The organism is Enterorhabdus sp. P55 (assembly GCF_009911695.1).
In the GTDB taxonomy this organism is placed as follows: Bacteria; Actinomycetota; Coriobacteriia; order Coriobacteriales; family Eggerthellaceae; genus Enterorhabdus.
In genome coordinates this window covers 1-26,602 of the sequence record NZ_QWKK01000027.1, presented here as the reverse complement: position 1 = coordinate 26,602, position 26,602 = coordinate 1, and the positions used below count along the sequence as shown (strand labels likewise).

Here is a 26,602-nt window from a genome sequence, read left to right as displayed (position 1 = left end):
GCCAGGCTGCCCACCCGCGTGCCCCGGGCTGGCCGAGCCGCCCGCCCGTAGCACTCGCGCGCCCGCGTGCCCAGCGCGCCCGCGTACCGCCGGGCTGCCCACCCCCGCGCCCGCGTACCGCCGGGCTGCCCACGCCTTGTCCTCGCCCCGCCATCCGCGCCTTTTCGCGCCCGCCATGCAAATTCGGACGGTTTTGCACCCATCGGCCGCCCTTTGCCTCCGCCAGCCGGCTCATTGTGTCGCCCTTGCCAACGCCGACCAGGGGAAACGACGATCCTCCTCGGGCTTCAGTTTGCCTGCTGGCGGCATCAAGGGTGCAAAACCGTCCGAATTTGCAGAAGCGACGGTTATTTCCAAGGATCGGCCCTCCCTCCGCGTTTTGCGCGCAGCCGCCGACCGGTGCCTCGCGCCCGCGCATCTCCTGGCAACCCGCGTCCCTCGTCTACCGGGTGGTCGGCCGCCGCCCGGCGGGCCCTTCCGCCGGCGCGCGGTTTTTCAGCGCAGCCGGGCGCTTGGCGTGGCGCAGGCACGCCCGTTCGCCTATACTGATCGAGTTTGAGACTCCAAGGGGACGGGCGCCACGGGCGCGGCCCCTCGCAGAGAACGCACGAGACCTCGGATAAGGATGGGACGCAAGGTGGGCAACAGCTACAAGGAGACGATGAACCTCCCCCAGACCGACTTCGCCATGAGGGGCAACCTCCCCCAGAAGGAGCCGGCGCGTCTGGAGCGGTGGCAGGAGATGGACCTCTACCACAAGGTACTCGAGAAGAATCGCGACGGCCGGCCGTTCGTGCTGCATGACGGCCCGCCCTATGCCAACGGCCCCATCCACATCGGTCACGCCTTTAATAAGATCCTCAAGGACTTCGTGGTGAAGAGCCATGCCCAGCGCGGCTACTTCAGCCCCTATGTCCCCGGCTGGGACTGCCACGGCCAGCCCATCGAGCACATGGTGGAGGTGACGCTCGGCAAGGAGAAGATGGCCGAGATCGACCAGCCCACCCTGCGCCGCCTGTGCCGCGAGTGGGCCGAGCGCTACGTGGACGTGCAGCGCGAGGGCTTCAAGCGCCTCGGCGTCAACGCCGAGTGGGACAACCCCTACCTCACCTTCACGCCGGACTACGAGGCCGGCAACGTCGAGCTGTTCCGCGATATGTATCTGCGCGGATCGGTCTACCGCGGACGCAAGCCCATCCACTGGTGCAAGCGCTGCCACACCGCGCTCGCTGAGGCGGAGATCGAGTACGGCGACGAGGTGTCGCCCTCCATCTTCGTGAAGTTCAAGCTCGACCTCATGCCGGGCGTGTTCGAGGCCAACGGCGCCGCGGGCGATGCCTTCGTGCTCATCTGGACCACCACTCCCTGGACGCTGCCGGCCAACACCGCCGTGTCCCTGGCCCCCGACGCCGACTACGTGATGGTGCAGGTAGCCGGCGACAACCTGATCATGGCGCGCGACCTGGTGGAGTCGGTGGCCGAGGTGGCCGGCTGGGAAGGCTGGGAGCTCGTCGTTGATGAGGCGCGCGAGCCGGTCGTGCTCAAGGGCAAGCAGCTCTTCGGGCTCACCTACACCTGCCCCATTCGCCAGGACCTCAAGGGCACCGTCATCTACGGCGACCACGTGACGCTCGACACGGGCACCGGCGCCGTGCACACGGCCCCCGGCCACGGCCAGGACGACTACCTCGTGGCGCTTGAGTTCGACATCCCGCTGCTCATGCCGGTCGACGACGACGGCCGCCTCACCGACGAGGCCGGGCGCTTCGCCGGGCTCGACACCGACGAGGCCAATCCCGTCATCATCGACTGGCTGCGTGAGCAGGGGACCCTCGTGGCGGAGAAGAAGATCAACCACTCCTACCCGCACTGCTGGCGCTGCCATCAGCCGGTCATCTTCCGCGCCACCGACCAGTGGTTCGTCTCGATGGACGAGAACTCCCTGCGCGAGGATGCGCTGCGCGCCATCAATTCCGAGGTGCGCTTCGTGCCCGACTGGGCTAAGAACCGCATCGGCTCGATGGTGGCCGACCGCCCCGACTGGTGCATCTCGCGCCAGCGCTCGTGGGGCGTTCCCATCCCCGTGTTCAAGTGCGCCAAGTGCGGCTCCACCGTGGCCGACGAGGCCACCTTCGACGCGGTCATCGAGCTGTTCAAGACGGAGGGCGCCGACGCCTGGTTTACCCGCGAGCCGTCCGAGTACCTGCCGCGTACCGCGAAGTGCCCGAAGTGCGGCGGTGCCGAGCTTGTGCCCGAGAAGGACATCCTCGACGTGTGGTGGGAGTCTGGCGTGTCGCACACGAGCGTGCTCAAGCATCGCGCCGGCGAGGGCCTGCGCTTCCCGGCCGACCTCTATCTGGAGGGCTCTGACCAGCATCGCGGCTGGTTCCAGAGCTCGCTGCTCACGTCGGTGGGCGCCTACGGCGTGCCGCCGTACAAGTCGGTCATGCACTGCGGGTTCACCGTGGACGAGGACGGGCGCAAGATGTCGAAGTCCCTTGGCAACGGCGTGGATCCGGCTGAGGTCATGGACAAGTTCGGCGCTGATGTGCTGCGCCTGTGGGTGTCTTCGGTGGACTACTCCCAGGACGTGTCCATCTCCGACGGCATCCTGAAGCAGGTCTCTGACGCCTACCGCCGCTTCCGCAACACCTTCCGCTTCCTGCTGGGCAACCTGGCCGACCTCGAGACCTTCGACATCGTGGTGGACTGGGACGAGCTCGAGCCCATCGACCAGTGGCAGATGGTGCGCACGCTGGAGCTGGTGGCCGAGGTTGAGGCCGCCTACGAGGCGCTGCGCTTCAACGTCGTGTACCGCGCGCTCTACGAGTACGTGAACGACCTGTCGGCCGTCTACATGGACGTGACCAAGGATCGCCTCTACTCCGAGGCGCCCGGCTCGCCGCGCCGTCGCGCCGCCCAGACGGTGCTGCTGAACATCCTCGAGGTGCTCGTGCGCGTGATGGCGCCCATCATCTCGTTCACCGCAGACGAGGTGTGGGATCACTACCCGCCGGCTCTGCGCGCGCAGGACGACCGCCCGGAGTCCGTCCAGCTGGCCGGATGGCCCACGCCCTCGGACTTCTGCCCGGAGCTGCCGGCCGACGCCGGCGCCCAGGTGGCCGCGTTCGGCGAGGTGATGGCCGTGCGCGATGTGGTGACGAAGGCGCTCGAGGACGCGCGTGCCGCCAAGGTGATCGGCAAGAGCCAGGAGGCGGCGCTTACCGTGGAGGCGCCGGCCGCCGTGGTGGCCACGGCCTCCGGCTTCGATCCGGCCGTGTTCGAGGAGCTCTTCATCGTGGCATCGGTGGCTTTCGTCGAGGGCGACGGCGACGAGGTGGCGGCCACGGTGGCCGTCGCCGAGGGCGAGAAGTGCCCGCGCTGCTGGAACATCCGCGCGCTCGGCGGCAACGCCGCGCACCCGGACGTGTGCGAGCGCTGCGGGGACGCCCTGGACGCCATCGGGTTCGAGGGCTAGGCGCCGGTGGCGGCTGGCAAGGCGCATCGGGGCGGGCACGGCGCGACAGGCGGCGGGGGCGAGGGACGGCCTCCCGCGCCTGTCGCCAACGCGCGCTCAGGCGCGCCCGCAGCGCCGCGGCCGCGCCCGTCCCGCCGCGGCCGCAACGTGGCGCTGTTCGTGCCCGTGGCCGTCGTGTGGGTTATGCTCGACCTGGCCGTGAAGGCGTGGTTCAACCAGTTTCCCGCCGGGACGGTGGTCGTCGGGCCCCTCGCGGGGCTCGTCCGGTTCCGCGTGGCGCACAACACCGGCGGCGCCTGGGGGATGTTCGGGGACGCCACCATCGTGCTCGGCGTGCTCTCGCTCGCCGTGTGCGCGGGCCTGCTCGGCTACGTGCTGCTCTCTCGACGCGCGACGGCGGGAGAGGCGCTCGGCGCCGCGCTCGTGTTCGCCGGAGGCCTCGGCAATGCCGTCGACCGGTTCACGCTGGGCTACGTGGTGGACTTCATCGACCCCGTGTTCATCGACTTTCCCACGTTCAACGTCGCCGACATCGGCGTGACCTGCGGATTCGTTATCTTCTTCGCCGCCCTTTTCCTGAGGGCCCATCGTGAGGAGGCTGAGGCGCGATGACGAGATCGCTCTGCCACATCGTCGCCGCCGAGGACGCGGGCAGCCGCCTGGACGCGCTCTGCGCCCAGCGGGGGCTCTACGCGAGCCGCTCGGCTGCCGCGCGCGCCATCGACGAGGGGCGCGTGTTCGTGAACGGCGCCGCCGTCTCCAAGAAGCATGCGGTGACGGCGGGGGACACGGTGGTCTACGAGGTGGACGAGGAGCCGTCGCGCACGCCGCTCGTGGGCCAGCCCATCGACCTGGACATCCGCTTCGAGGACGACGACATGATCGTGCTGTCCAAGCAGGTGGGGCTTGTGTGCCACCCGGCGGCCGACCATGTGGACGGCACGCTCGTCAACGCGCTCATCTGGCACTGCGGCGAAGAGCACCTGTGCAGCGTCCAGGGCGAGGACGACCGCCTGGGCATCGTGCACCGGCTCGATCGCGACACGAGCGGCCTCATGCTGGCCGCCAAGACCGACGCGGCCGGCTACGTGCTCATGGAGGACATCCGCGCCCGCGCCATCGACCGCCACTACCTGGCCCTCGTCCATGGCGTCATGGCCCACGACACGGGCATGATCGACGCGCCCATCGCGCGCGCCGCCAACGAGCGCACCCGCATGGCCGTGCGCGACGTGCCGAGCGCGCGTGAGGCCATCACCACCTTCCGCGCGCTCGAGCGCTTCGAGGCCGGCCCCCATGACGACGGCTACACGCTCATCGAGTGCAAGCTGTTCACCGGCCGCACCCACCAGATTCGCGTGCACATGCAGTACACGCGCCATCCCATCGTGGGCGACCCGGTCTACACGGCTAACGGCCCGAAGGATCCCCGCGCCCAGCTGGGTCTCGAGCGTCAGTTCCTGCACTCCTACAGCATCCGCTTCGCCCATCCTGTGACGGGCGAGGAACTCTCGTTCGCGGACAACCTGCCGCGCGACTTGCGCGAGGCGCTCGACGCCCTGGCTCCGCGCAGCCGCGGGCTGACCGAGGCCGGGCGCGAGGTGGCGGCCCTCCTGGCCGCATCGCCCACGCCGTCGGTGGAAGGGAGCGTCTATGGGCCTGCGTAGGAAGCCGGAGTCCGTCCCCGGGCGCGTGGGGGTGCTGCTCGTCAACACGGGCACGCCTGATGCGCCCACGCCGCGCGCGGTGCGGCGCTACTTGGCGCGGTTCCTCATGGATCGCCGCATCCGCCCCATGAACGCCTTGGGCTGGTGGCTCATCCTGCACGTGGGCATCCTGCCCAAGCGCGGCGTGGCCTCGGCGGAGAAGTACGCGGCCATCTGGACGGACGAGGGGTCGCCGCTTGCCGTGACCCAGGCTCGCCTTGCGCGCGGGCTCGACGAGTGGTACCGCGCCGAGGGCGCTGATGTGGTGGTGCGCCAGGCCATGAGCTACGGGCAGCCCACGCTGCCTGCCGCCCTGCGCGAGCTGCGTGCGGCCGGTTGCGCGCGCGTGGTGGTGCTGCCCCTCTACCCGCAGAGCGCCTACTCCACCACCGGAGCCGTGACCGACGGGGTGGAGCGGGCCCTGCGCCGCATCCGGTGGGACGTGCCCTGCGAGGTGGTGCCCGACTACCACGACGATCCCGTCTACGTCCGTGCCATCGCCGCCTCCATCGTCAACGCTGGCTACGATGCGTCGGAGGAGTCCGACGATCGGCTGCTGTTCTCGTTTCACTCCATCCCGCTTACCGACATCGAGGCGGGCGACACCTATGAGCTGCAGGCCGGCGCCACCGCGCTCGCCGTCGCCGGCGAGCTGGGGATCGACCGGCGTCGCTGGACCATCGGCTACCAGTGCCGCTTCGACAAGGGGCGCACGTGGCTGTCGCCCTTCACCCGCTCGACGCTGGCCACCTGGGCCGAGGCCGCGCCCGACCCGCGTGTGTTCCTCGTCTGTCCCAACTTCGCCATCGACTGCCTGGAGACGCTCTACGACGTGAAGTGCGAGCTGCGGCCCGAGTACCTGGAGGCCGGCGGCCGGCGGCTGACCTACGTGCCGTGCCTGGGCGCGAGCTGGGCGCACCTGCGGGTGCTCGCCCATGTGCTTGAGCCCTACCTGGGCGTCTGAGAGGAAGGAGCCGCCATGACCGAGACGAGCGCGCCTCAGGTGCTGGTGGGCGTCACCGGCTGCATCGCCGCCTACAAAGCCTGCGAGGTGGTGCGTGGCCTGCAGAAGGCGGGCTGCGTGGTGAAGGTGGTCATGACCGAGCACGCCACGCGCTTCGTCGACCCCGTGACGTTCCGCTCGCTCACCCGCGAGAAGGTGGCCGTGGGGCTGTTCGACGACCCATCCGACCCCATCCACCACATCTCCCTGGCCGAGTGGTGCGACCTTATGCTCATCGCGCCGTGCACGGCCAACGTGGCGGCGAAGGTGGCCTGCGGCCTGGCTGACGACCTGCTCACCACCACGGCGCTTGCCTGCCCTGCGCCGCTCATGCTCGCGCCGGCCATGAACGTGCATATGTACGAGGCCGCCCCCACTCAGGCCAACCTCGCGCTTTTGCGCGAGCGCGGTGTGGTGGTGATGGAGGCTGACGAAGGCTACCAGGCCTGCGGGGACGTGGGACGCGGGCGCCTGCCCGAGCCTGACGCCATCGTGGCGCGCGCCCTCGAGGTGCTGGCGGCGGCGCCGGTGTCCGTGGCGACGCGGATCCAGGCGGCGGACGACGGGGCTGCGACGGCCCTCTTCCCGCCGGTGGGCGCTGGAGCCGGCGCGGCGGCAGGGGATGCGCCCGCGGAGGGCATCGGGCCCGTAACGGCGGATTTGACCGGCCTTGACACCTTCGTGAGCGTCGCCGGCCAGCCCCGTGGCAAGCGCTGGGCGGCGGGGGAGGCCCCGACGTCGGCCGACGTCACCTGCGTGCTGCGCCCCGAGCAGGACATGGCGGGGCTGTCTGTGGTGGTGACCGCAGGCCCCACGGTGGAGCCCATCGACGCGGTGCGCTACGTGTCGAACTACTCAAGCGGCAAGATGGGCTACGCGCTCGCCGCCGATGCCGCGGCGCGCGGGGCGGCGGTGACGCTCATCTCAGGGCCGGTTTCGCTGCCGGCGCCTGCGGGCGTGACGGTGGTGGGCGTGCGCACCGCGCGCGAGATGCTCGCCGCCGCCGAGCAGGCGTGTCCGGCGGCCTCCGTGGCGGTGTTCGCCGCCGCCGTGGCGGACTACCGGCCGGCGGCCCCGGCCGACCGCAAGCTCAAGAAGGGCGCCGATGATGCGGCCCTGGCCACGGTCGAGCTCGTGCCCAACCCCGACATCCTGGCGACCATCGGCGCTGCCAAGGGCCCGGGCCAGGTGATCGTGGGCTTCGCGGCCGAGACCGACGACGTGGCGGCCAACGCGCGCAAGAAGCTCGCGTCCAAGCATGCCGATATGATCGTCGCCAACCAGGTGGGGGAGGGCCGTGCCTTCGGCACCGACGACAACCAGGCCACCCTCGTCACCGCCGCCGGCGACGAGGTGCTGCCCCTCATGCCCAAGCCCGACTTGGCCCACCTCATCTGGACGCGGGCGCTTGCGCTGCGGTAGGGGAGCGAAGATGACGCGAACGACGACGGCAGAGGGCGCCTGTCAGTCGTAGTAATCGTCATCTACCTTCATGAAATAGAACTTGCCGGTTCGGGGATTGCGGCACTTCACCCAACCATCGATGACCTCTCCGACTTTCTGGTGGGCCCTTTTGGATGAGATCCACTTGCCTGTCCGCTTGTCGTACCAGCCGCCCTCGTCTCGGTTCTTCTTGTAATATGACACAGCATTCTTCCTTTCTGAAAAGGTAGGTTATGAGTCGATTCCCTCATCTCGGTACATGGAGTCAAGGAAGAAGTACCTGAGAAACGTGTCGTACTCATTGGTGGTCAGGCGATAATCCGCCCAAAGCGGACTGCCTCCAAATGCTTGGATTCTTCTCTCGACCTCTTGCCTGTCAAGGGGGTTCGTCTGCGTGTAGTCTACGAATGCATCGAAGCCGTTGAAGTCAAACGTGAGAGCGCTTTTGGGAATGTCCTCTGCGAGCTTGACGCCACGCTTCCTAAGGAGGTCGTTTTCGCGGGCGCATAGGGCGGCGAAGTACCTCATGACGAGTTGGGCGTCCTTGAAGTTCTTTGCGAGGAGCAAGACTTTCACCCAACCCCAGTTCACCTGCTCATCCATGGCGGCATCGTAAGCGAAGGTCTTGAGATAGAGAGTGTTGGCGTTAAGGAGGCGTCCCGCCCGCTTCTCCTCTATTGCCTGGTTCGTGAGCTGGCGCACCTCCCTCATGGCGTCCTGCTGCTCATCGGGCACCTCATGCACCCATCCGTTCTTGTGCAGCGAGGGAAAGCAGGTCTCCGGATACCCGTCGTCTCGGAGTCGATTGATTCTCTGGATCATTTCCTGCCTGCAGCCATCTATGTTTACGGTGGAGGTGATTCCCTCGTAGGTGGTATCGCAGAGTGCGGATGTCATTTGCGGATCGTTGAGCATCAGGGCGATGTCCAAGGGCGTCTGCCCGGCATGGTTCGTATGGCGAAGGTCGCACTCGACGAGTCTGCTTAAGAAGAAGGACGCCTCGTAGGCCCTGGTGGTGATCGAACCTACGATGGGGGTGTCCCCGTCGCAGTCGGGAATATCAGGATTGGCGCCAGATGTAAGGAGAAGAGTCATGATTCCGATGTTGTCGGCTATCGACATTGAGGTGCCAACGGGTGTGATGGCGTCAGGGTTTGCGCCGGCGTCTAACAGCATCGCGGCGATATGGTAGTCGCCGTTCTGTGCCGCGTTAGCCAAGGCGGTTTCGCCGTTGGCCTGGGCAAGATTTGGATCAGCCCCTGCCTCAATGAGAATTTCGACTAGTGCGCTGCTTCGCTGTGCTGCCGCTTCCACCAAGGGGGTTATCTTTACCCCGCCGTATGTGCCGCGCATATTGACGTCTGCGCCGGCTTCGATCGCCTTTCTCGCGAGCCTCGCGTTCTTTTGGATGATTGCCATTGCCAGGGCGGAGGAAAGGTCGACGGTGCCGTCATTGAAGAATACGTCAGCCTTTGCTTCCAAGAGCATGTGCGCAAGCTCAGTGCGAGTTCCTGCCCTCTCGGGGGCCCTTTCGCCTGCTCCTGGCTGGTCAACGCAGGGGGGATGACCCCCTTCGTGGCATGCGCCTTCTCTTGCTCCGTGAAACCAGTTAAGGATACCCATGGCGGTTCGTCTCCTCTCGCCGTGCGTTTTCGCCTGCTAGTCAATGAAATCCGGATAGACCTTCTTCAGGAGGTCTGGGGGCTCGCCTCGGTAGCGGATGTAGAGGCGCTTGCGGGCGCGGGTGCAGTTTGTGTAGAGCAGGCGCATCTCGGCGTCCTCGTCTTCTTCCGCGGGGCGGGTGTAATCGATGATCACGTTGTCGAACTCGAGTCCCTTTCCGGCCTTCATGCCGAGAACGTAGAGCCTCGGATCGAAGATGGTGACGTCACGGGGGTCGCGGGGGTCGAACTTCGCCGCTCGCGCGAGCCGCTCCCAGTGCTGGGCGTTTCCGATGACAGCCACGCTCTCATCGGACGCCTCGCTGCGCAAGCGCCCGATGACGCGCAGGATTTTCTCATCAGTGGCGTTGAGCACGAAGACCCTCTCGTAGGTGCCGCCATAGGTTCGCTCTTCTGCGAGCAGGCGGCTGGCGAACCCCTCGATGGCCTCGCTGCTTCGCTTGTTCTCGGTGAGGACGATAGTGTGACCACGTAGACTGGAGTCCAGTTCCTTCCAGGTGAAGTCGCCGCGGTAGATCTTCTGGTTCTCATCGCCTGAGAGGTAGACGCGACTCTGCTCGTCTGCGCGCAGTTGCAGCAGCAGCTTGATGGAGCGGATTGAGAAGTCCTGCACCTCGTCAATGGCTATGACATCGTAGGCGGGCAGGGATTTTGAGGATTGGAGGCGCTTGGTGGCTTGCGCGATGGTGTAGCGGCGTTCCTCCTCCAAGAGGCGACGATAAGTCTCCCATATCTCAAGGAGGACCATGCGGATGGCTTCGTTCGGACGCCTTTTCGTTCCGCGGCCGATGCGGGATGAGGTGGGGTAATCGCGTCGCGCATCGCCAGGATCATCGTAGCGCGCCTCAAGCCAGTCGAGCTCCTCGTACACCCAGGCGATATTCTCGCTTGCAGAGCGGTCAAGGTAGTAGGAGCCGCTGTCCTTGGGATGGCGCTCGGCTACCGTTGCCATTGCCCTGCCGACGAGGGGGAGGGCCTTGCCCTCGAAGATGAGCTCCCAGTATCGGTAGTTGCCGGGGCGTCCTTCGCGCGGATAGCGCGCGTCTCGGGCATAGTCGATAAGATGCTCGTAGCCCTCCTTGGGAAAAACGCGGACGAGCTGGTTCACGTACTCGTCGTAGTGAGTGACCTCTATTGACGCGGCTGCTTCGGGAAAGCGCGCGATGAGGTCGCGCACATGTTTGGCGAGCCCCTTGTTGTAGCAGACGAAGAGGCCCTTCCGGCGTTTCTCCGCGAACAGCGAGGTTTGGTCGCTTGCCTTGGTGTCGGCTATGAGCTTGGCTATGAGGCAGAGCGTCTTGCCGGTGCCCGCCCCTCCGGCAAGCTGGAGAATGTTCGTCTTCGCGTTTGCGCTTCGAGGGAAGGCCATGACGTCGAACTGCCTGCTCGTGGCGCGACCGCGTCCCTGCAGGAGCTTCTCCACGAAGTCATGCTCGCTGAGGATCTCGCGAGCGTGTCGCTCGACCTTGATCGCCGTTTCCTCGGTTTCGCGGGCGTCCCGTCGGATGATGTCAAGGATGGCGTCGGTTCGGGCGAAGATCTGCTCCTGGGCAGTTTGCTCATCAGTGCCCTCTTCGGCGATGCCGCATTCCGCCTCTATCTCCTCCACCTGCTTGATCAGGTCGGAGAGGGCGTCGAGGCGAGTGGCCTGCTCTTTCTCCTGCTTCTGGATGGCTGCTGTTGCTCGGCGTGCCTCCTTCTCTATGGAAGGATCGCCGCTGAGCAGCGCGGCGGTTCGCGCGGTGTGGCGCAAGTCAGCCATTTCGGCTTCGGAGCGAATGAGGAAGAGGCTGTCGTCGGTGATCCTGGCGGTTCTGGCCGCATCAGGGTCGATGCCGAGGTCGACGATGAGCGCGCGCAGAACGTCGTCAAGAAGCTCGAGGCACATCTTCGCGTCAATGACCTTGACGGTCTCGGATCCATGGGCTCCGCGATTCCCCTTCTTCCTAATCTCCTCGAGCTTGTAGAAGAGCGTCTTGTCGACGAGACCGCCATCGAGAGCGTAGGAGATCTTGGCGGCAAGGTTCGCGCGTTCCATCTCCCGATCGTCGATGAGGTGGTCGACGATGTTCTCGGCTATCTTGCGACAGCCGACGACGACCGAGTCGGGATCGGCCGTGCCTTGTTGGCGCCAGACGTTGATCTTGTCTTCCAGCCCGTCGAAGCCGACGCGATCCTCCAGGGCCTCGCCATGATCGGCAAGGTAGTCGAAGTAGCGAAGCGTCGAGGCCATGGGCTCTCCTTAGAAAACGAGTGTGAGGATGATGGCGGCAGCTTCGAGAGCGAGCGTGATGCCGATGCCGACGAGGGCCAGGTGAAGCTTGCGGGCGAATGTGTCGGTGGAGCCAGCCGTCTTCTTCTCGAGCGAATCGATGCGTTCCCCGAGGGCGCTGAGTCGGCGCATGAGGTCGCCTCCGAGCGTGTCGATGCGCAATGCCTGGTCGCTCTTGCCTTGGAGCAGGTCGGTCTGCACTTGGTCGCGGAACGCCTCGTTCTCCTTGAGTATCGTGCGTTGCAGCCGCTCCTGCTCCTCGAAGAACGCCTGGGCCGCCTCCGCCATTTCGGCGGTCTTGCCAGCGACCGTCTCTACGGTCTCCCGCCCCATCTCAGCCGCTTCAGCGCCGACGTGCACGGCGGCCTCAAGCTGGGTCGTCGAGGCCTTGATGAGCTCGTGCATGCTCGCGGCATCGTCGTCGAGGGTCTCGATGATCTCGTTGAGTCGGTCTATATGCGCCAAGTTATCGGCCATGGTTCTTCCTTTCCCATGTCGCTCTCAGTTTTTCCAGGGACCCCTCGAGAAGGTGGGCGAGTGAGGCGTGGTCGCCAAGCGCCTGGTAGGCGCGATGCGCCTGCTGGGGCATGGTCGACACGACGGCTGCCCCGAGAGCGTCGCGAGCGCCTGAGGGGGCGGTGGCCGCGAGGGCGAGGGTCTCGTCGAGCAACGTCTCAACGTCGAGGGAAGGGTAATCCCCTGCTTTCGCGAACACGAAGGAGAGCTGGTCTGCTATCTCTCGCTCCAGGTACTCGTCAGCGAGCAGGCGGCTCATCATCGTCACCCACTCAAGGCCGATGTTTCCATGGCTGCCCTCGCGGTAGCGGTCGCACAGCGGCGGTATCTCCCTCAAGTCCTCTGCGCCCTTCGGCGTCCTCATGCGTTCGAGGGGGTCATCGGTTGGCACGAGGGTGTAGAAGACGTCGATCCAGGGCATGAAGTTGCCCGGTGAGCCAATAACGAGGTCGAGCTGGTTGCCCAGGCTGACGTCCAGCTTGAAGTAGCGGTTGATGTAGTCGCGGATCTCCTCGTCGGAGCGCTCGGACTCGCAGAGCGCCAACATGTTGCCGATGGCGCGCCGACGGCTGAACACGATGTTGTCGTTTGTCCAGCTGAGCAGTGCATCGATGAGACCGATGAGCTTCTTGCAGGGAGTGGCCTGTTCGTAGGCTGCGGCATAGGGCGCGAAGGAGGGGTCAGGATCGACGAAGGACACGGGGGCGTCGGAATGACGCCCGATGTAGCGCTCGACTGCCTCGCGCATGCGCATCTCTGCGTTATCGCCTAGATCGGCTACCTTAACGTCGAAGCGCTGCCCGCGGTAGTCCACTGTCCAGTCCTCGATGGCGCCCATGATGGCGAGCTTGTAGAGGGCTTGCTCCACCTTACCTTTCTTATTGGAACCAAGGCCGGTGAACGAGATGCGCGCGAGGCCCCTCTCGTCGCATTCTCGGATAAGCTTCTCGTGGATAGCGAGAATGTGCTCCTTCTCCCTCTCGAGGCTGTCGTGGTTGCGGTTCCAGAGAAAGAAGAGTGTGCTCAGATCCCCTTGCAGGTCGTCTTGGAGCCGTTGAATCTCCTCTATGGTCGTACTTGCGGCGAAGAGCCGCTCGGTGCGCTCCGCGTTTGCATCGGGGACGTAGAGTATGTAGCAGTCCGACCAGCTGCGCTTCGGGTCGTCGTCGCGTCCGGCGCGTCCTGCCTCTTGGTAGAAGGCCTCGATGGACCAGGGGAGTCCGCTGTGGATGGTGTAGCGTACGTTGCGCTTGTTGACGCCCATACCGAAGGCCTTGGTGGCCACCATGACCGTGAACTCGTTGTCGAGGTATCTCTGCTGCACGCGGCTGCGGTCGGCCCCGCGGTCGGCGTGGTAGACATCGGCTCCGATGTCCTGACTGATCAGGTGGTCGAGGATTTCCTGACACCCCACGCCGGGATAGCGCCGATTCTTCTTCGTGTTGGCGAAGATGATGCCGCAGACGGAGTCGTCTCCTGCAGGTTCGAAGAGGGATTCGACGCCATCTTCCTCGCGGTGGCGCTGCTCAATCTCATCGAGGGCCTCGTCGATGGCCTTAAGTCGGCTGCTCTCGTCGATGCGGCGGATGTGGAAGGCCAGTTCCTGGCGATCGAGAGTCTCGGCGGTCTGGATGTTGTGGTCGGTGACATCTAGCTCGGCCTTGAGGTCGACGAGCACGTTGAACGACGCGGTGGCCGTGAGGCCGAGCAGCAAGGCTCCGGGGCAGTGCGCGCGGATGGCGCCCGGCAGCTTGAGGTAGGACACGCGGAACTCGTGGCCCCACTCGGAGAGGCAGTGGACCTCGTCGATGACGGCGTAGCCGTAGTGCAGCCTCCCGGCAATCTCCAGCAGCTGGTCGCGGAACTCCCGCATCTGGAAGCGCTCGGGTGATACCCAGATGATCTGATGGCGCCCTTGGCCGAACGCCCTGGTGACGGCATGCTTGTCGTCCGAGGCCATCTGCCCGTCGATACGCGCGATGCGGCTGATGCCGAACTCGAGGAGATTACGCTCCTGATCTTGGATGAGCGAGATGATGGGACAGACCACGAAGCTCACGCACGGTTGGAGTAGGCATGCCATCTGATAGCAGAGCGACTTGCCCGACCCGGTCGGAAGAATGCCGAGGGTCGCGTTGCGGGCGAGGGCCTTCTTGATGATCCCCTCCTGGCCGGAGCGGAACTCGTCATAGCCGAAGAGTCGCTTGAGAAAGAACCGGAGGGCACGCCCCGCCGGCTCGCGTCGTGTCTCGTCGACAGTATCATAGGCGATGGCCGGGGCGGTGGCGACGGCAAAGGGACGGCGATCCTCGAAGTAGTCGTTGCGTACGTAGACGATGCCCGGCACGCGGTCGTCTTCCGACCAGCACCTCAGAAGTCCGATGTCGATCCTGGCGTCTGCTGCGTCTCCGCTGACGGTGATCTGGGGGCGTTGGAAGTCCCGTCCAAGTAGGAGGCAGAGGTTCTCGGCCATGTCGCAGATGTCCTCGAATGCCTCGACGACTATGGCGGGCATGGCCTCCTGAAGGACATCGCTTGTCGCGGAGATGCGCCATGAGCGCGCCTCCAAGTCGAGCACGCCGGCACGCATGAGCTGGAGAAGCGCGACCTGGGTGCGCATCAGCAGCTCATAGCCTGCTGCCTGCCGCCATTCCAGCTTGTCTCCGACGAGCTCCCAGTCGAATGCGGGCACATCGCTCTCAAGGCGCGCTGCGAAGAGGGCAAGCACGTTGGCAAGGGAAGCTGACCCGGGGTAAAGCTCGCCTACGGGGATGCGGACCGTCTCAATCCCGTTGCGGCGGAGATAGTCGTCTCGGCGTCTGTCGAGTGATTCCTGCGCCTCCTCGCGGTGCTGGCTCCCGTCTATCTCGATGACGAGCTTCGCGCGCGGGCAGTAGAAGTCGACCTGCTGGTCGGCAAATGACGGATCGCAGGCTTCAACGAGGTCGGTGAAGGGCACTTCGGGAAGGATGAGCGAGGCAATGGCGCGGTGCTCATCGGGGAGGAGCGCAGGCAGCAGCTCGGTGAAGAAGCGATGGGCTGGATTGTCCTCATGCCCTGCTGCGCCCCTGATGGTTTCATCCCACCGTGGTTGCTGTTGGGAAGACCAGAACCGAAAGGTTGTCGAAGGGAGGGCCGGATACCCTCCAAGAGTCTCTAGAAAGCGTGGCGGGGGGGGGTGGGCGTTCCTCTTTGGATGAGGTTTTGGATGACGCAGGCTAGGGCGCGCGCAAGGCCATCCTCGACGTCCTCCGGACATCCGATGACGACGAAGGGGCTACGGGAGCATAGGTAGGAGGCGTCGAAGAATCGCCTGGTGACGTCCCTGGCCATCTCACCCACTTCCTTCTGCAGTCCGTTGCTTAACAGGTAAAAAGGATGGGGTAATCGCCGCGAAATGTCAACGCGCGTTTACGTTTAAAGAGTGCACTGGGAAGTCAGGCCTGAGGGGCGGCGGTCTCCGCAGCGGTGCGCGGGTCTTCGATGGAAGCGGAATCGTCGGCGTCCTCCGGATTGTCCCAGCGGACTATCTCGTAGAGGTAGCGCTCCGTGTTCTCCAGCTCGGCCTTCTTGAGCTGGTGCTCCCAGATGACGGCCACCTTCCAGCCGTCGGCCTCGAGCGCCGCGCGGGTGCGCTCGTCGCGTTCCTGGTTGCGGCGGAACTTGGCCTCCCAGTACTCGGGGTTCTTCTTGGGGATGGGGAGGTTGCACGTCGGGCAGTGGTGCCAGTAGCACCCGTGGATGAAGATCGCGATCTTCCGGCCGGGGTAGGCGATGTCCGGGTGGCCCGGGGCCTTCTTCCAGTCGAGCCGGTAGCCGGGGAACCCCAGCTCACGTAGCATGCGGCGCACCTTGAGCTCGGGCGTGGTGTCGCGACGTTTGTTGCCCTGCATGCACTTGCGCGTGGCGGCGCTCACCTCACCGAAGGGAGAGGCGGCGTCGCTTGCGCCCGCAGTCGCCTCGGCGGCATCCTCGGTCGTGTCGGCTTCTGCCTGAGGTGGCGTGCTTTTGCTCGCAGCCTTCTTCGCCACAGCTCTTCGTCCCCTTCCCGCTGTTTTTCTCACGCCCATTCTAGCCGACCGGCGACCCCTCCTCCTCGAGGGCCTTCTCCACCGGCGCGTCCAGAAGGTCGCGGCTGCGTCCGGCCGGACGGGCGGCCAGCCAGCCGATGATGCCGCCGGCCGCGGCGAAGGGCAGCCAGCTGAAGCCGAACTCATAGAGCGGCAGCGCCGTCACGAAGGGCGCCAGGCCGAAGCTGTCGTGGGCCACGATGACCACGCTCGCCACGAGCGCGCCTAGGGCGGCGCCCTTGTAGGCCCAGGTGGTGTGGATGCGGCGCAGGAACAGGATGAGCACCACCGTGGTCATGAACGGCGGGCACACCACCGACAGGATGGGGGTGGCCAGCGCGATGATGGCCTCAAGCCCGAGGTTGCAGATGAGCAGCCCGCATCCGATGACGATGAGCACGCCGGCGCGGTAGGGGAGCCTCCCCCGCGTCACGCGCTCGAAGTAGGAGGCCGTGGCGCCGGTGAGCCCGATGGCCGTGGTCAGGCAGGCCAGCCCCACCACCACGCCGAGCACGAGCACACCGGTCTCGCCCATGAGGTGCTTCGTGATCTCCACGATGAGCTGCGCCTGGTTGAGCTCGGGGCCGAACGAGAGCCCGGTCATGGCGCCAAGGTAGGTGAGTCCGCCGTAGATGAGCGCCAGGAGCACGGCGGCTACGCAGCTCGCAAGCGCCATCACCTTGAGCTGCGAGCGGCGCGCCGTGTAGCCGTCCGCGCGGACGGCGTCCTGGATGACGATGGCGAAGCCCACGCAGGCGATGATGTCCATGGCCTGGTAGCCGGCGAGGATGCCGTCTTGGGCCACGTGCGCCGAGTGCGGCGCGCCCACGTCCCCGATGGGGTTTACCACGCCGGCCGCCACGAGCACGATGATGCCGAGCACGAGCAGCGGCGTGAGCACCTTGCCGACGATGCCCACCACGCGCGACTGGCGGAAGGTGAGCGCAAGCACGAGCGCGAAGAACAGGACGGAGAACGGCGCCAGGCCCATCCCGTCGCCGATGAGCGGCATCACCGCCATCTCGTAGGTGGTAGCGGCCGTGCGCGGCGTGGCGATGAGCACGCCGGTGCACAGGATGGCAGCCGTGTTCATGGCAAGGCCCGGCACGCGCCCGAGCGTGCCCTCGATGGCGGCGTTGGCCCCGCCGGCCGCGTTGAGCGCGAAGATGCCCACGCAGGAGAGCACCACGTCGACGAAGATGAAGCAGGCGAAGCCGACGAGCCACTCGCTGCCGCTCGTCATGCCCAGATACGGCGGGAAGATGAGGTTGCCTGCCCCGAAGAACATGGCGAACAGGGCCAGCCCCGTGACCAACGCGTCTTTTCTCACTGCATCCTCCTCGCATCGCGCTCTATCGCCTGATTATCGACGTTGCGCTCGGGCCGCGAAACCTTTCACGCCCACCGGTATCCCAACCGAAAGCCCCTCGTAACGATGGGGGCGGCTGGGGTGCTTCGTCAGCGCAGGGCAAGCATCATAGCGGGATCTTTAGTGCCGCCTCGTCGCTTCGCAGGTTCTCCAGAAGCAGTGTGACAAGGCGATCGCCAGCGTCCTCGCGTGTCCGGGCGGAAAACGTCGCTTTCCATGCGAGAAAAACTAGCTCTGCATGATAGCGGTGGCCTCAGCGCTGGGAAGCTGGGGACTCGAGGGTTCCGCCGCTACGCATCGCTGAACGCGAGCTGGGAAAACGTCCGGCTCTTCGGCCCGCGCACACCTCGAAGGCGCGCCATGATCATGCAAAGCCGTCCTTTCTCGCGAAAAAAGCGGCGGTTTTGTGCCCGACCCCATCGACGAGCAGCGCAACCCGATCCGGCGGGTGTTTCACGTGAAACACCCGCCATGTTCCCGCGCGCCCCAACCCCCGTCGCGCGCCCCAGCCCCGCTCGTTCGCGTCCCACCCCCCCGTTGCGCGCGTCACAACCCCCGCCCCGGCTTCTCTCGTGCCCTGGGTTTCTGGGTTCCCGCTCCTCGCGTCCTTCGCCTCGGATCCCGCGTGCCCCCGTGCCCGAGGCGCTAGGCCTTGCGCCGGCCCCCACGCCTTCGCGCCTGAGCCTTGCGATCGGGCGACTCTGCCGAAGGGCGCCGCGAATGTTTCACGTGAAACATTCGCTCGCTCCCTGTTCCAAGCCCCCCTGCGTCGTGCTCCCCGCGCCTCGGCCCCGTTCCGTGCGCCGCATCCCGCTCCGGGTGCCGGTGCCCCGGATTCCGCGCGCCGGGCTCCGTTTCCCCGAACCCCCTCGGGGGGGCGTGCCCCTGCGCTCGCAATCGCGTCCTCGGTCGGAGCGTCTGACCCAGCGTGCCTCCGTGCGGCGCTGTGGATTGCGCGAAGGGAAAGGCCGCAGAAAATTTCTTCTTGAAATGCCTCCGAAGTAACGCTAAGATAATCAAGCTGTTTGAGCGAGAACGCGTCTTGCGCAGATGGCACAACGGGTTGTGGCGCAGTTTGGTAGCGCACTTGACTGGGGGTCAAGGGGTCGCAGGTTCAAATCCTGTCAACCCGACCAGCTTCTTCGAGGAGCCGGTGGCAGAAGCCGCCGGCTCCTCTTCTTTTGTATAATAGTCGGATGGCGGAAAGGAGGCGTGAGATGCTCTACCAGCTGATGAACAAGGACGTCGTGGTGGCTACCTACGAGGAGACCGCCTCGCTCGACGACTACCGCTACAACGAGGTCGAGCAGTTTGACGCCTATCTTCCCTACGGCTTCGTCAACATCAACGACTGGATCGACGGCCGCCAGATCGCGAAGCACCGCGTCTCCATCGAGAGGCTCATGCGCGAGCTGGGGCTCACGACGCGCCATGACTTTATCGCCATGGCCCGCTGCCTCTCGCTCACCGACACGTTCTGGATGAAGCGCGCCGACGAGGACATCGCGTGGGACGACGTGTCGCTCTACCGCAACCCCTTCGACGACGTGATCGCCCGCATCGCCTTCGACGGCACGGGGATGTACGGCCGCCAGAACTCGCCGACCTCGCCGGAGTACGCCACCTCTGGTTCGTTCGCCAAGTGCTGGGTGCGCGAGGGCGATCAGATCTCGCTCCTCAAGCGGGGGAGCACGGGGTACGCCAACGCGGGCTTCGAGCCGTACTCCGAGGCGCTTGCCTCCGCCGTGCTGGACGCGGCGGGCATCGCGCACGTCCCCTACGAGGTGGTGAGCTACCACGGCACGCTCGCGAGCAAGTGCCCCCTGTTCACCTCGGAGGAGGTGGGGTTCGTCTCGGCCCACCGCTTCTTTGACGGCCCGTTCGACATCGAGGACATGCTCGCGTTCTGCGCCGAGCACGGCGGGGACGCGCGCTTCCGCGAGATGGTGGTCATGGACGCCATCACGGCCAACGTTGACCGCCACGCGGGCAACTACGGCTTCCTCGTGGACAACGACACGGGCGAGGTGCTCGGCCAGGCGCCGCTGTTCGACCAGAACATGGCCTGCCTTCCCCTGATGATGGAGCAGGATGACTTCGACGCCTACCTCAGCATGATCGGCCCGAAGATCGGGGCGACCTTCGTCGGAGTGGCCCGAGCCCTGCTCACCTCCGAGCTGCGCGCCCTGCTCATCGCGCTCAAGGACTTCGAGTACGCCGACCCGGGGCTGGGCTATCCGGCTTGGAAGCTCGCGTCGGTCAACCGCCTGAAGGATCGCATGATCGCCGACATCCTGGCTTAGGGGCGGCCCTTCTGCCGTTCGTCCTGATAGGGACGCCGTCGGCCCCGGAGGCCTCGTCCCGCGCCGGCCCTTCACCGAGCAATACGGCCCTGCCCATCGCGATCCCCCACGGGCGCGGCGCGGCTTTTGGTACCCTCGATGCCAGGAGGGGGCGCCTCGTCCCGCGCCGGCAGCGACGCATCGCGAGCCCGTGCGGGGAGCGGCAGCCCCCTGAAGGCAAATCGGGTAGAAGGGGGAATTTCGTGGCATTGCTCGGATTTCTCATCGTTTTCCCGCTCGTGGTGGCCGCGGTGCTCCTTGCCGTGCGCGGCGACGGTGCGCGAAACGTCATCGTCGGCGCCTCGGCCGTCATCATCGGCGTGGCCTCGGTGGTGCTCGTCGCCACCAACCTGGGCACGTCGGGCGTATACTTCGAGTTCTCGTCGGTCGTGCTCGACTACGTCTGCACGGGGGTGAGCGTCGTCCTCGTCGGCATCGTCCTCTCCTTCGCGGTGAGGTACAAAAACCTCCCGGCGGGTGCCCTCGCCCTCGTCCAGCTGGTCGGCGCGCTCGTGCTCGAGTTCGCGTTCGCCCATGAGGTGGAGGTGCCCCTCGGCCTGTACTTCGACTCGCTCTCGCTGCTCATGGCATTCATCATCGGCGTCATCGGCAGCGGCATCTGCGTCTACGCGCTCGGCTACATGCGCGACTTCCAGGCCCATGAGCCCGAGGGCGCCAAGGACCGCCGCCCGCTGTTCTTCGCCCTCATGTTCGTGTTCCTCTCCGCCATGTTCGTCATCGTGTTCTCCAACAACATGATGTGGATGTTCGCGGGCTGGGAAGTCACCACCGTCTGCTCGTTCCTCCTCATCGGCTACACCAAGACCGACGAGGCCATCGCCAACGCCTTCCGCCAGATCATCATGAACCTGGCCGGCGGCATCGGGTTCCTCGTGGCGCTCTACGTGTGCGCCATCCAGCTCGAGACCCTCTCGTTCGTCGAGTTCCTCATGCTCGGCGTGGCTGACCCGGCCCTCGTGGCGCTGGCCGTGGTGGCGCTCGCCTTCGCGGGCATCACCAAGGCCGCGCAGATGCCCTTCCAGACGTGGCTTCTGGGCGCCATGGTGGCCCCCACCCCCACGAGCGCCCTGCTCCACTCCTCCACCATGGTGAAGGCGGGCGTGTTCCTGCTCGTGAAGCTCGCGCCCATCATGCTCATGAGCCCCGTGCCCTCCATGATGGTCATGCTCGTGGGCGGCATCACGTTCCTCCTCTGCTCGTTCATGGCCATCAGCCAGTCCAACGCCAAGCGCGTGCTGGCCTACTCGACTATCGCCAACCTCGGCCTCATCACGGCCTGCGCCGGCGTGGGCACGCCGGAGGCGGTGTGGGCGGCTGAGTTCCTCATCCTGTTCCACGCCATCGCCAAGAGCCTGCTGTTTCTGTGCGTCGGCACCGCCGAGCACCACATCGGCAGCCGCGACATCGAGTCGATGGACCTGCTCTTCGACCGCATGCCGCGTCTGGCCCGCTTCATGATGCTCGGCATCATGTGCATGTTCATCGCGCCGTTCGGCATGCTTGTGGCCAAGTGGGCCACGCTCGTGTCGTTCGTCGACATGGATCAGGTGGCGCTCGTCATCATCCTGGCCTTCGGCTCGGCCGCCACGTTCATGTTCTGGGCCAAGTGGCTCGGCAAGCTCGCGGGCATCGCCGGCGAGCCGGAGAACGTGGAGGTCACCGTCCACAAGAGCGAGTGGGCGTCGCTTCTGCTCATGGCAGCGCTGCTCGTGGTGGCCTGCGTGACGCTGCCGCTCATCTCCGCCTACCTGGTGGAGCCCTACGTGGTGTCGGTCTATGGCATCCTCGGGCAGGACATCGCCACCGACAACCTCTGGATCGCGAGCATCTGCGTGGCCATCGTGGTGATCGTGCTGTTCGCGGGAATGGGCGGCTCCAAGGCGCGTAAGGTGGACGTCTACCTGGCCGGCGTCAGCCGCGGCTCGGAGGAGCGCGCGTTCCAGAACGCGCTGTCGGGCACGACGGTGGCCACGGCGCGCAACTGGTATATGGACGACGTGTTCGGCGAGAAGCGCATCGCGCCGGTAGGCGTCGTGTTCAACTCCATCATCATGGCCGCGGCCTTCGTCATCGCCGCCGTCGCCCCGATGGTGCTCTAGAAAGGGGCGTGACCATGACCATCCTCATCACCGTCATCGGCACCATCCTGTTCGGGCTCATCGCGCCTGTCGTGGGATGCCTGCTGGCTGGTCTCGACCGCATCATCAGCGCCCGCATGCAGGGCCGCGTGGGGCCGCCGCTGCTCCAGCCCTACTACGACGTGCGCAAGCTCTTCGAGAAGGAGAGCGTGGCGGTCAACTCCGTCGAGCGCACCTACGTGGCCTGCGCGCTGCTCTTCGCCTGCGTGGCCGGCGGCGTGTTCTTCACCGGCGGAAACCTGCTCATGTGCGTGTTCGTCATCACGCTCTCGAGCCTGTTCTTCATCATGGCCGCCTATTCCTCGCGCAGCCCCTATGCCGAGGTGGGCGCCGCCCGCGAGACGCTGCAGGTCATGGCCTACGAGCCCATGGTGCTGCTTCTGGCCGTGGGCTTCTATATGGCCGCCGGCACCTTCAACGTGGGCGACGTGCTTTCGCTCGACGTGCCCATCATCGCCACCATCTGGCTCGTGTTCCTGGGCCTGCTGTTCATCCTCACCATCAAGCTGCGCAAGTCGCCCTTCGACCTGTCGATGTCGCACCACGCGCACCAGGAGATCGTCCGCGGCATGACCACGGAGATGAGCGGCCCCACCTTGGGCCTGGTGGAGATCATGCACTGGTGCGAGAACGTGCTGTTCCTCGGCTGGATCGGGATGTTCTTCGTGTGGGGCAACCCGCTCTCGCTCATCCTGGCCGTGGTCGTGGTGCTGGCGGTCTACTTCCTCGAGATCTGGATCGACAACAACTTCGCGCGTGTGAAGTGGCAGTTCATGCTCAAGTCCGCCTGGGCCGTGGCGCTCGTCGCCGGCGGCGTGAACATCGCGTTCCTCGCGTTTATGTAAGGAGGCACCATGGCTTTCGCATCGAAATCCCCCTGGGTGATCCACTACGACGGCTCGAGCTGCAACGGCTGCGACATCGAGGTCCTGGCCACGCTGTGCCCGGGCTTCGACGGCGAGCGCTTCGGCGTGGTGAACACGGGCAACCCCAAGCACGCCGACATCTTCCTGGTGACCGGCTCGGTCAACGAGCAGAACATCGACGTCGTGCGTGAGATCTACAACCAGATGGTCGAGCCGAAGGTGGTCGTCGCGTGCGGCATCTGCGCCTGCTCCGGCGGCATCTTCCATGACTGCTACAACGTCATCGGCGGAGTGGACAAGGCCATCCCCGTCGACGTGTACGCCCCGGGCTGCGCCGTGCGCCCCGAGGCGCTCATCGACGCCATCGTCAAGGGCGTCGCCGTCCTGGACGAGAAGTCCCAGGCGCTCAAAGAGTCGAAGAAGAGGGGGGAGTAGCCCATGGCCCAGTTCAGCCAGGAGTTCGCGCCGCTGCCCATCGAGGCCATCCACGACGAGGCCCTTGCGCGCAAGGCGGGCGGCTGGCGCTACGTCCAGACCCTCGCCGTCAACACCGAGGCCGGCATCGACCTCGTCTACTCGTACATGAAGGACGGCCTGCTCGAGAACCTCGTGGCCAAGGCCCTGCCCGCCGGATCGACCGTGCCCTCCGTCACCGACCAGTTCCTGGCCGCGTTCGTGTTCGAGAACGAGATCCACGACCTGTTCGGCATCACCTTCGAGGGCCTGGCCATCGACTTCGGCGGCAACTTCTACCGCGTGGCGCAGAAGGAGCCCATGACCATCATCTCCCCCGAGCTCAAGGCCGCGCGCGAGAAGGCGGCGAAGGTGGCGGCCGCCAAGGCCGCGAAGGAGGCCGCCAAGGTCGACCGCGCCGAGAAGGCGGGGGAGGCCCAGGCGGAGTTTTTGGCCGCGCACCCCGAGGCCAAGGCCGCCGCGAAGGGCGGGCGCGTGTTCACGCCGTCCGACGACGAGGCCGTGGAGGCTAAGCTCGCCGGCATGGACCCGGAGAAGGTGGCCCGCGTGCGCGCCGCCATCGCCGCCAAGGCCAAGAAGGCCGCCGAGCAGGACGCCGCCAAGGACGCCGCCAAGGACGCCGAGCTGGAGGCCAAGCTCGCCGCCATGGACCCGGAGAAGGCCGCTAAGGTGCGCGCGGCCATGGAGGCCAAGGCCAAGAAGGCGGCCGAGGGCGCTGCGAAGGAAGGTGAGTAGCATGGGCAAGGCGACGGTCATCCCCTTCGGGCCCCAGCATCCCGTTCTCCCCGAGCCGCTCCACCTCGATCTGGTGGTCGAGGACGAGACGGTCATCGAGGCCATCCCCCAGATCGGCTTTGTCCACCGCGGCCTCGAGAAGCTCGTCGAGACGCGCGACTACAACCAGTTCATCTACGTGGCCGAGCGCATCTGCGGCATCTGCGCCATGGGGCACTCCCTCGGCTACGCCGAGACGGTGGAGTCGCTCATGGGCGTGGAGGTGCCCAAGCGCGCTGAGTACCTGCGCGTCATCTGGCATGAGCTCTCGCGCGTGCACTCGCACCTGCTGTGGCTGGGGCTCGCCGCCGACGCCTTCGGCTTCGAGAGCATGTTCATGCACTGCTGGCGTTTGCGCGAGCGCGTGCTCGACCTCTTCGAGAAGACCACGGGCGGGCGCGTGATCCTTTCCGTCGTGAAGGTGGGCGGCGTGGTCCGCGACATCGACGACGCCATGATGGCCCAGGTCATCGCCACCCTCGACGGCATCATGGATGACTACACCAAGATCATGAACACTCTGCTCACCGACACGTCGGTCAAGAACCGCACGGTGGACGTGGGCTACATCAGCCACGAGGACGCGCTCGCGCTGTCGATGGTGGGTCCTTTCGCCCGCGCCTCGGCGGTCAACTACGATGTGCGCTCCTTCGGCCGCGGCGCCTACGGCGACCTGGCCGACTTCCGGCCCATCTTGGACGACGGCGGCGACTGCTTCGCCCGCGTGAAGGTGCGCTGCCTGGAGGTGCTCCAGTCCATCGAGATCATCAAGGAGCTGGCGGCCAAGATGCCCGCCGGCGACATCGAGGTGGCGGTGAAGGGCGCGCCGGCCGACGGCGCCCAGGCCTCCAACGTGCTCGAGCAGCCCCGCGGCGAGTGCTACTACTACGCCCGCGGCAACGGCACCAAGAACCTCGAGCGCATGCGCATGCGCACGCCCACCTCGCAGAACCTGGCGGGCATGACCTCGGCGCTGGCCGGCTGCGACCTGGCCGACGTCAACATGATCATCCTGACCATCGACCCGTGCATCAGCTGCACAGAGAGGTAGGGAAGCCATGGGTTCCTTCAAGCTCGGCGGCATGACCTTCGGGTCGCTGTTCAAGAAGCCCGAGACCGTCCTGTACCCGCTGGAGACCAAGACCCCGCCGGCGGGGCTCAAGGGCCACATCGTCAACGACGTGGACCGGTGCATCCTGTGCGGCATCTGCCAGAAGACCTGCCCCTGCCATGCCATCACGGTGGAGAAGAAGGCCCGCACCTGGGCCATCGACCCCTTCCGCTGCGTCCAGTGCGGCTCCTGCGCGCGCGCCTGCCCCAAGGCGTGCCTGAGCATGGATCCGGCCTACACCCCGGTGGCGACCAGCGAGTACGTCCGCGTGCTCGAGGTGCCCGACCAGAAGGCGGCGGCCGCGGAGTAGGAGAGCGGCGGAAAGGCGAGTCTGGGGCGCCCTGCGCGAGCCTCTCCGCGCGCCTGTGTGTATCGTTTGTCCTTCGAGACGGCAAAGCTTAAGAAACGGGCGATGGCGTCGGGGTGCTGCTACAATTACCATTCGCATAGTCGATGATCCGGGCTCCTCGCGGGGCCCGGATTTCATGAGAGGGCGGGGGGACATGGGCGCAGCGCGGCAGGGAAAGACGGATCAGGTTCGGGAAGAGGAGCCGGTGAGCGATCGCATCCTCACCCTTCCCAACGTCATCTCGGTCATCCGCCTGTGCCTGGTACCGCTCTACCTGGCGCTGCTCATGGGCGGCCAGGACCTGGCCGCCGCCGTCACCTTCGCCGTGGCCGCGGGCACCGACTTTCTCGACGGGCAGATCGCCCGCCGCACCCACACCGTCTCCAAGCTCGGCCAGCTGCTCGACCCGACGGTCGACCGCGTCCTCATGATCACCGGCGTCTTGGGCGTGTTTCTGGTGGGGCGCCTGCCGCTGTGGATCATCCTCGTCGTGGTGCTGCGCGACGCGCTGCTGCTCGGAGGCGGCTCGTGGCTGCTCTTCAAGCGCGGCATCCGCGTGCCCGTCATCTACCCGGGCAAGTTCGCCACCACGTTTCTGTTCGTGGGCTTCGCCGGCCTGGTGCTCAACGCGCCCCTCGTGCCGGGCCTGGGCCTCACCGACGCGGCGTGGCTGCCCGGCTTCACCGCCGCGCCGGTGTCCTGGGGCATCTGGTTCATCTACGGAGGCCTGATCCTGGCCATCGGCACCACCGTCTACTACCTGTGGGCGGCCCTGCGCGCCCTCAAGGCCCAGGGCTTGGGCGGGGAAGGCCCGCGGTAAGGCCCATGGCCCGCGATTCGCGCTCTCGCCGCCACGCCGCCGGCTCGTCGCCGGCCTCGGGTCGCCGCCGCTCGGCAGCCTCGGTGCGCGCCGCCCATGAGCGCTCCCGATCCGCCGCTCCCGACCGCGCCCCTGCTGCCGGCGGGTCGCGCCGCGCCGCCTCCGACC

20 protein-coding genes and 1 tRNA gene are annotated in these 26,602 nt (G+C 66.2%); 14 read left to right on the top strand and 7 right to left on the bottom strand.

The genetic code is table 11. The features are described from left to right. The first annotated feature begins 637 nt into the window (after positions 1 to 637). From ileS to D1643_RS04510, 5 genes are all read left to right on the top strand, one after another. Complete coding sequence (gene ileS / locus D1643_RS04530) at positions 638 to 3,478, top strand: isoleucine--tRNA ligase (RefSeq protein ID WP_160709077.1); 2,841 nt, start codon at positions 638 to 640, stop codon at positions 3,476 to 3,478. Positions 3,479 to 3,625: 147 nt separating this feature from the next. Further along, positions 3,626 to 4,090, top strand: coding sequence for a signal peptidase II (gene lspA / locus D1643_RS04525; protein ID WP_370520290.1), 465 nt, complete (start codon positions 3,626 to 3,628; stop codon positions 4,088 to 4,090). Then, a complete protein-coding gene (locus D1643_RS04520; protein ID WP_160709075.1) occupies positions 4,087 to 5,145 on the top strand; it encodes an RluA family pseudouridine synthase in 1,059 nt (352 codons plus the stop codon). Before lspA ends, D1643_RS04520 begins: the two co-directional genes overlap by 4 nt. Next, positions 5,132 to 6,148: a ferrochelatase gene (gene hemH / locus D1643_RS04515; RefSeq protein WP_160709073.1), complete on the top strand. Its 1,017-nt coding sequence runs from the start codon at positions 5,132 to 5,134 to the stop codon at positions 6,146 to 6,148. Before D1643_RS04520 ends, hemH begins: the two co-directional genes overlap by 14 nt. Before the next feature lie 15 nt (positions 6,149 to 6,163). Further along, a complete protein-coding gene (locus tag D1643_RS04510) occupies positions 6,164 to 7,609 on the top strand; it encodes a phosphopantothenate--cysteine ligase family flavoprotein (protein ID WP_160709071.1) in 1,446 nt (481 codons plus the stop codon). A 42-nt stretch (positions 7,610 to 7,651) separates the two neighbouring features. On the opposite strand, the gene D1643_RS04505 is transcribed toward D1643_RS04510, so the two are convergent. The 7 genes from D1643_RS04505 to brnQ form a co-directional block, all read right to left on the bottom strand. Then, the gene (locus tag D1643_RS04505) at positions 7,652 to 7,834 is read right to left on the bottom strand and encodes a hypothetical protein (RefSeq protein ID WP_160709069.1); all 183 of its coding nucleotides are present in this window, start codon (positions 7,832 to 7,834) and stop codon (positions 7,652 to 7,654) included. A gap of 27 nt (positions 7,835 to 7,861) precedes the next feature. Continuing rightward, a complete protein-coding gene (locus D1643_RS04500; RefSeq protein WP_160709067.1) occupies positions 7,862 to 9,253 on the bottom strand; it encodes an ankyrin repeat domain-containing protein in 1,392 nt (463 codons plus the stop codon). 36 nt (positions 9,254 to 9,289) lie between these two features. Beyond that, entirely contained in the window at positions 9,290 to 11,545 is a 2,256-nt protein-coding gene (locus D1643_RS04495) for an AAA family ATPase (RefSeq protein WP_160709065.1), read from the bottom strand. Between the two features lie 9 nt (positions 11,546 to 11,554). After that, positions 11,555 to 12,061: a hypothetical protein gene (locus tag D1643_RS04490; protein WP_160709063.1), complete on the bottom strand. Its 507-nt coding sequence runs from the start codon at positions 12,059 to 12,061 to the stop codon at positions 11,555 to 11,557. Continuing rightward, entirely contained in the window at positions 12,051 to 15,059 is a 3,009-nt protein-coding gene (locus D1643_RS04485; RefSeq protein ID WP_160709061.1) for a RecQ family ATP-dependent DNA helicase, read from the bottom strand. The genes D1643_RS04490 and D1643_RS04485 overlap by 11 nt, the downstream gene beginning before the upstream one ends. 478 nt (positions 15,060 to 15,537) lie before the next feature. Beyond that, on the bottom strand, positions 15,538 to 16,131 hold the full coding sequence (locus tag D1643_RS04480; RefSeq protein WP_370520289.1) for a very short patch repair endonuclease: 594 nt from the start codon (positions 16,129 to 16,131) through the stop codon (positions 15,538 to 15,540). Between the two features lie 40 nt (positions 16,132 to 16,171). After that, positions 16,172 to 17,500 (bottom strand): branched-chain amino acid transport system II carrier protein, encoded by a 1,329-nt coding sequence (gene brnQ / locus D1643_RS04475; RefSeq protein ID WP_201750958.1) that lies wholly within the window; start codon positions 17,498 to 17,500, stop codon positions 16,172 to 16,174. Positions 17,501 to 18,598: 1,098 nt separating this feature from the next. Here brnQ and D1643_RS04470 point away from each other — a divergent pair. The 9 genes from D1643_RS04470 to D1643_RS04430 all read left to right on the top strand — a co-directional run bounded on the left by D1643_RS04470 (position 18,599) and on the right by D1643_RS04430 (position 26,434). Beyond that, positions 18,599 to 18,675, top strand: a tRNA-Pro gene (locus tag D1643_RS04470). Positions 18,676 to 18,756: 81 nt separating this feature from the next. Beyond that, positions 18,757 to 19,842 carry a HipA protein gene (locus tag D1643_RS04465; RefSeq protein WP_160709057.1) on the top strand — a complete coding sequence of 362 codons (1,086 nt, stop codon included), beginning with the start codon at positions 18,757 to 18,759 and terminating at the stop codon, positions 19,840 to 19,842. 242 nt (positions 19,843 to 20,084) lie between these two features. Beyond that, a complete protein-coding gene (locus tag D1643_RS04460) occupies positions 20,085 to 22,001 on the top strand; it encodes a proton-conducting transporter membrane subunit (RefSeq protein WP_160709055.1) in 1,917 nt (638 codons plus the stop codon). Between the two features lie 14 nt (positions 22,002 to 22,015). Further along, positions 22,016 to 22,885 (top strand): respiratory chain complex I subunit 1 family protein, encoded by an 870-nt coding sequence (locus tag D1643_RS04455; protein ID WP_160709053.1) that lies wholly within the window; start codon positions 22,016 to 22,018, stop codon positions 22,883 to 22,885. A gap of 9 nt (positions 22,886 to 22,894) precedes the next feature. Continuing rightward, positions 22,895 to 23,341, top strand: a complete 447-nt coding sequence (locus D1643_RS04450; protein WP_160709051.1) for an NADH-quinone oxidoreductase subunit B family protein — start codon at positions 22,895 to 22,897, stop codon at positions 23,339 to 23,341. Between the two features lie 3 nt (positions 23,342 to 23,344). Beyond that, entirely contained in the window at positions 23,345 to 24,115 is a 771-nt protein-coding gene (locus D1643_RS04445) for an NADH-quinone oxidoreductase subunit C (RefSeq protein WP_160709049.1), read from the top strand. Position 24,116: 1 nt separating this feature from the next. Next, positions 24,117 to 25,205, top strand: a complete 1,089-nt coding sequence (locus tag D1643_RS04440) for a nickel-dependent hydrogenase large subunit (protein WP_160709047.1) — start codon at positions 24,117 to 24,119, stop codon at positions 25,203 to 25,205. A gap of 7 nt (positions 25,206 to 25,212) precedes the next feature. After that, positions 25,213 to 25,575, top strand: coding sequence for a 4Fe-4S binding protein (locus D1643_RS04435; RefSeq protein ID WP_160709045.1), 363 nt, complete (start codon positions 25,213 to 25,215; stop codon positions 25,573 to 25,575). 244 nt (positions 25,576 to 25,819) lie between these two features. Continuing rightward, complete coding sequence (locus D1643_RS04430) at positions 25,820 to 26,434, top strand: CDP-alcohol phosphatidyltransferase family protein (protein ID WP_370520288.1); 615 nt, start codon at positions 25,820 to 25,822, stop codon at positions 26,432 to 26,434. Positions 26,435 to 26,602 lie beyond the last annotated feature (168 nt).

Coding starts and splice junctions, on each gene's coding strand:
- D1643_RS04440 (WP_160709047.1), top strand. CDS start 24,117: ATGGGCAAGGCGACGGTCATCCCCTTCGGGCCCCAGCATCCCGTTCTC.
- D1643_RS04510 (WP_160709071.1), top strand. CDS start 6,164: ATGACCGAGACGAGCGCGCCTCAGGTGCTGGTGGGCGTCACCGGCTGC.
- D1643_RS04435 (WP_160709045.1), top strand. CDS start 25,213: ATGGGTTCCTTCAAGCTCGGCGGCATGACCTTCGGGTCGCTGTTCAAG.
- D1643_RS04520 (WP_160709075.1), top strand. CDS start 4,087: ATGACGAGATCGCTCTGCCACATCGTCGCCGCCGAGGACGCGGGCAGC.
- D1643_RS04490 (WP_160709063.1), bottom strand. CDS start 12,061: ATGGCCGATAACTTGGCGCATATAGACCGACTCAACGAGATCATCGAG.
- hemH (WP_160709073.1), top strand. CDS start 5,132: ATGGGCCTGCGTAGGAAGCCGGAGTCCGTCCCCGGGCGCGTGGGGGTG.
- D1643_RS04495 (WP_160709065.1), bottom strand. CDS start 11,545: ATGGCCTCGACGCTTCGCTACTTCGACTACCTTGCCGATCATGGCGAG.
- D1643_RS04450 (WP_160709051.1), top strand. CDS start 22,895: ATGGCTTTCGCATCGAAATCCCCCTGGGTGATCCACTACGACGGCTCG.
- D1643_RS04465 (WP_160709057.1), top strand. CDS start 18,757: ATGCTCTACCAGCTGATGAACAAGGACGTCGTGGTGGCTACCTACGAG.
- D1643_RS04455 (WP_160709053.1), top strand. CDS start 22,016: ATGACCATCCTCATCACCGTCATCGGCACCATCCTGTTCGGGCTCATC.
- D1643_RS04445 (WP_160709049.1), top strand. CDS start 23,345: ATGGCCCAGTTCAGCCAGGAGTTCGCGCCGCTGCCCATCGAGGCCATC.
- D1643_RS04500 (WP_160709067.1), bottom strand. CDS start 9,253: ATGGGTATCCTTAACTGGTTTCACGGAGCAAGAGAAGGCGCATGCCAC.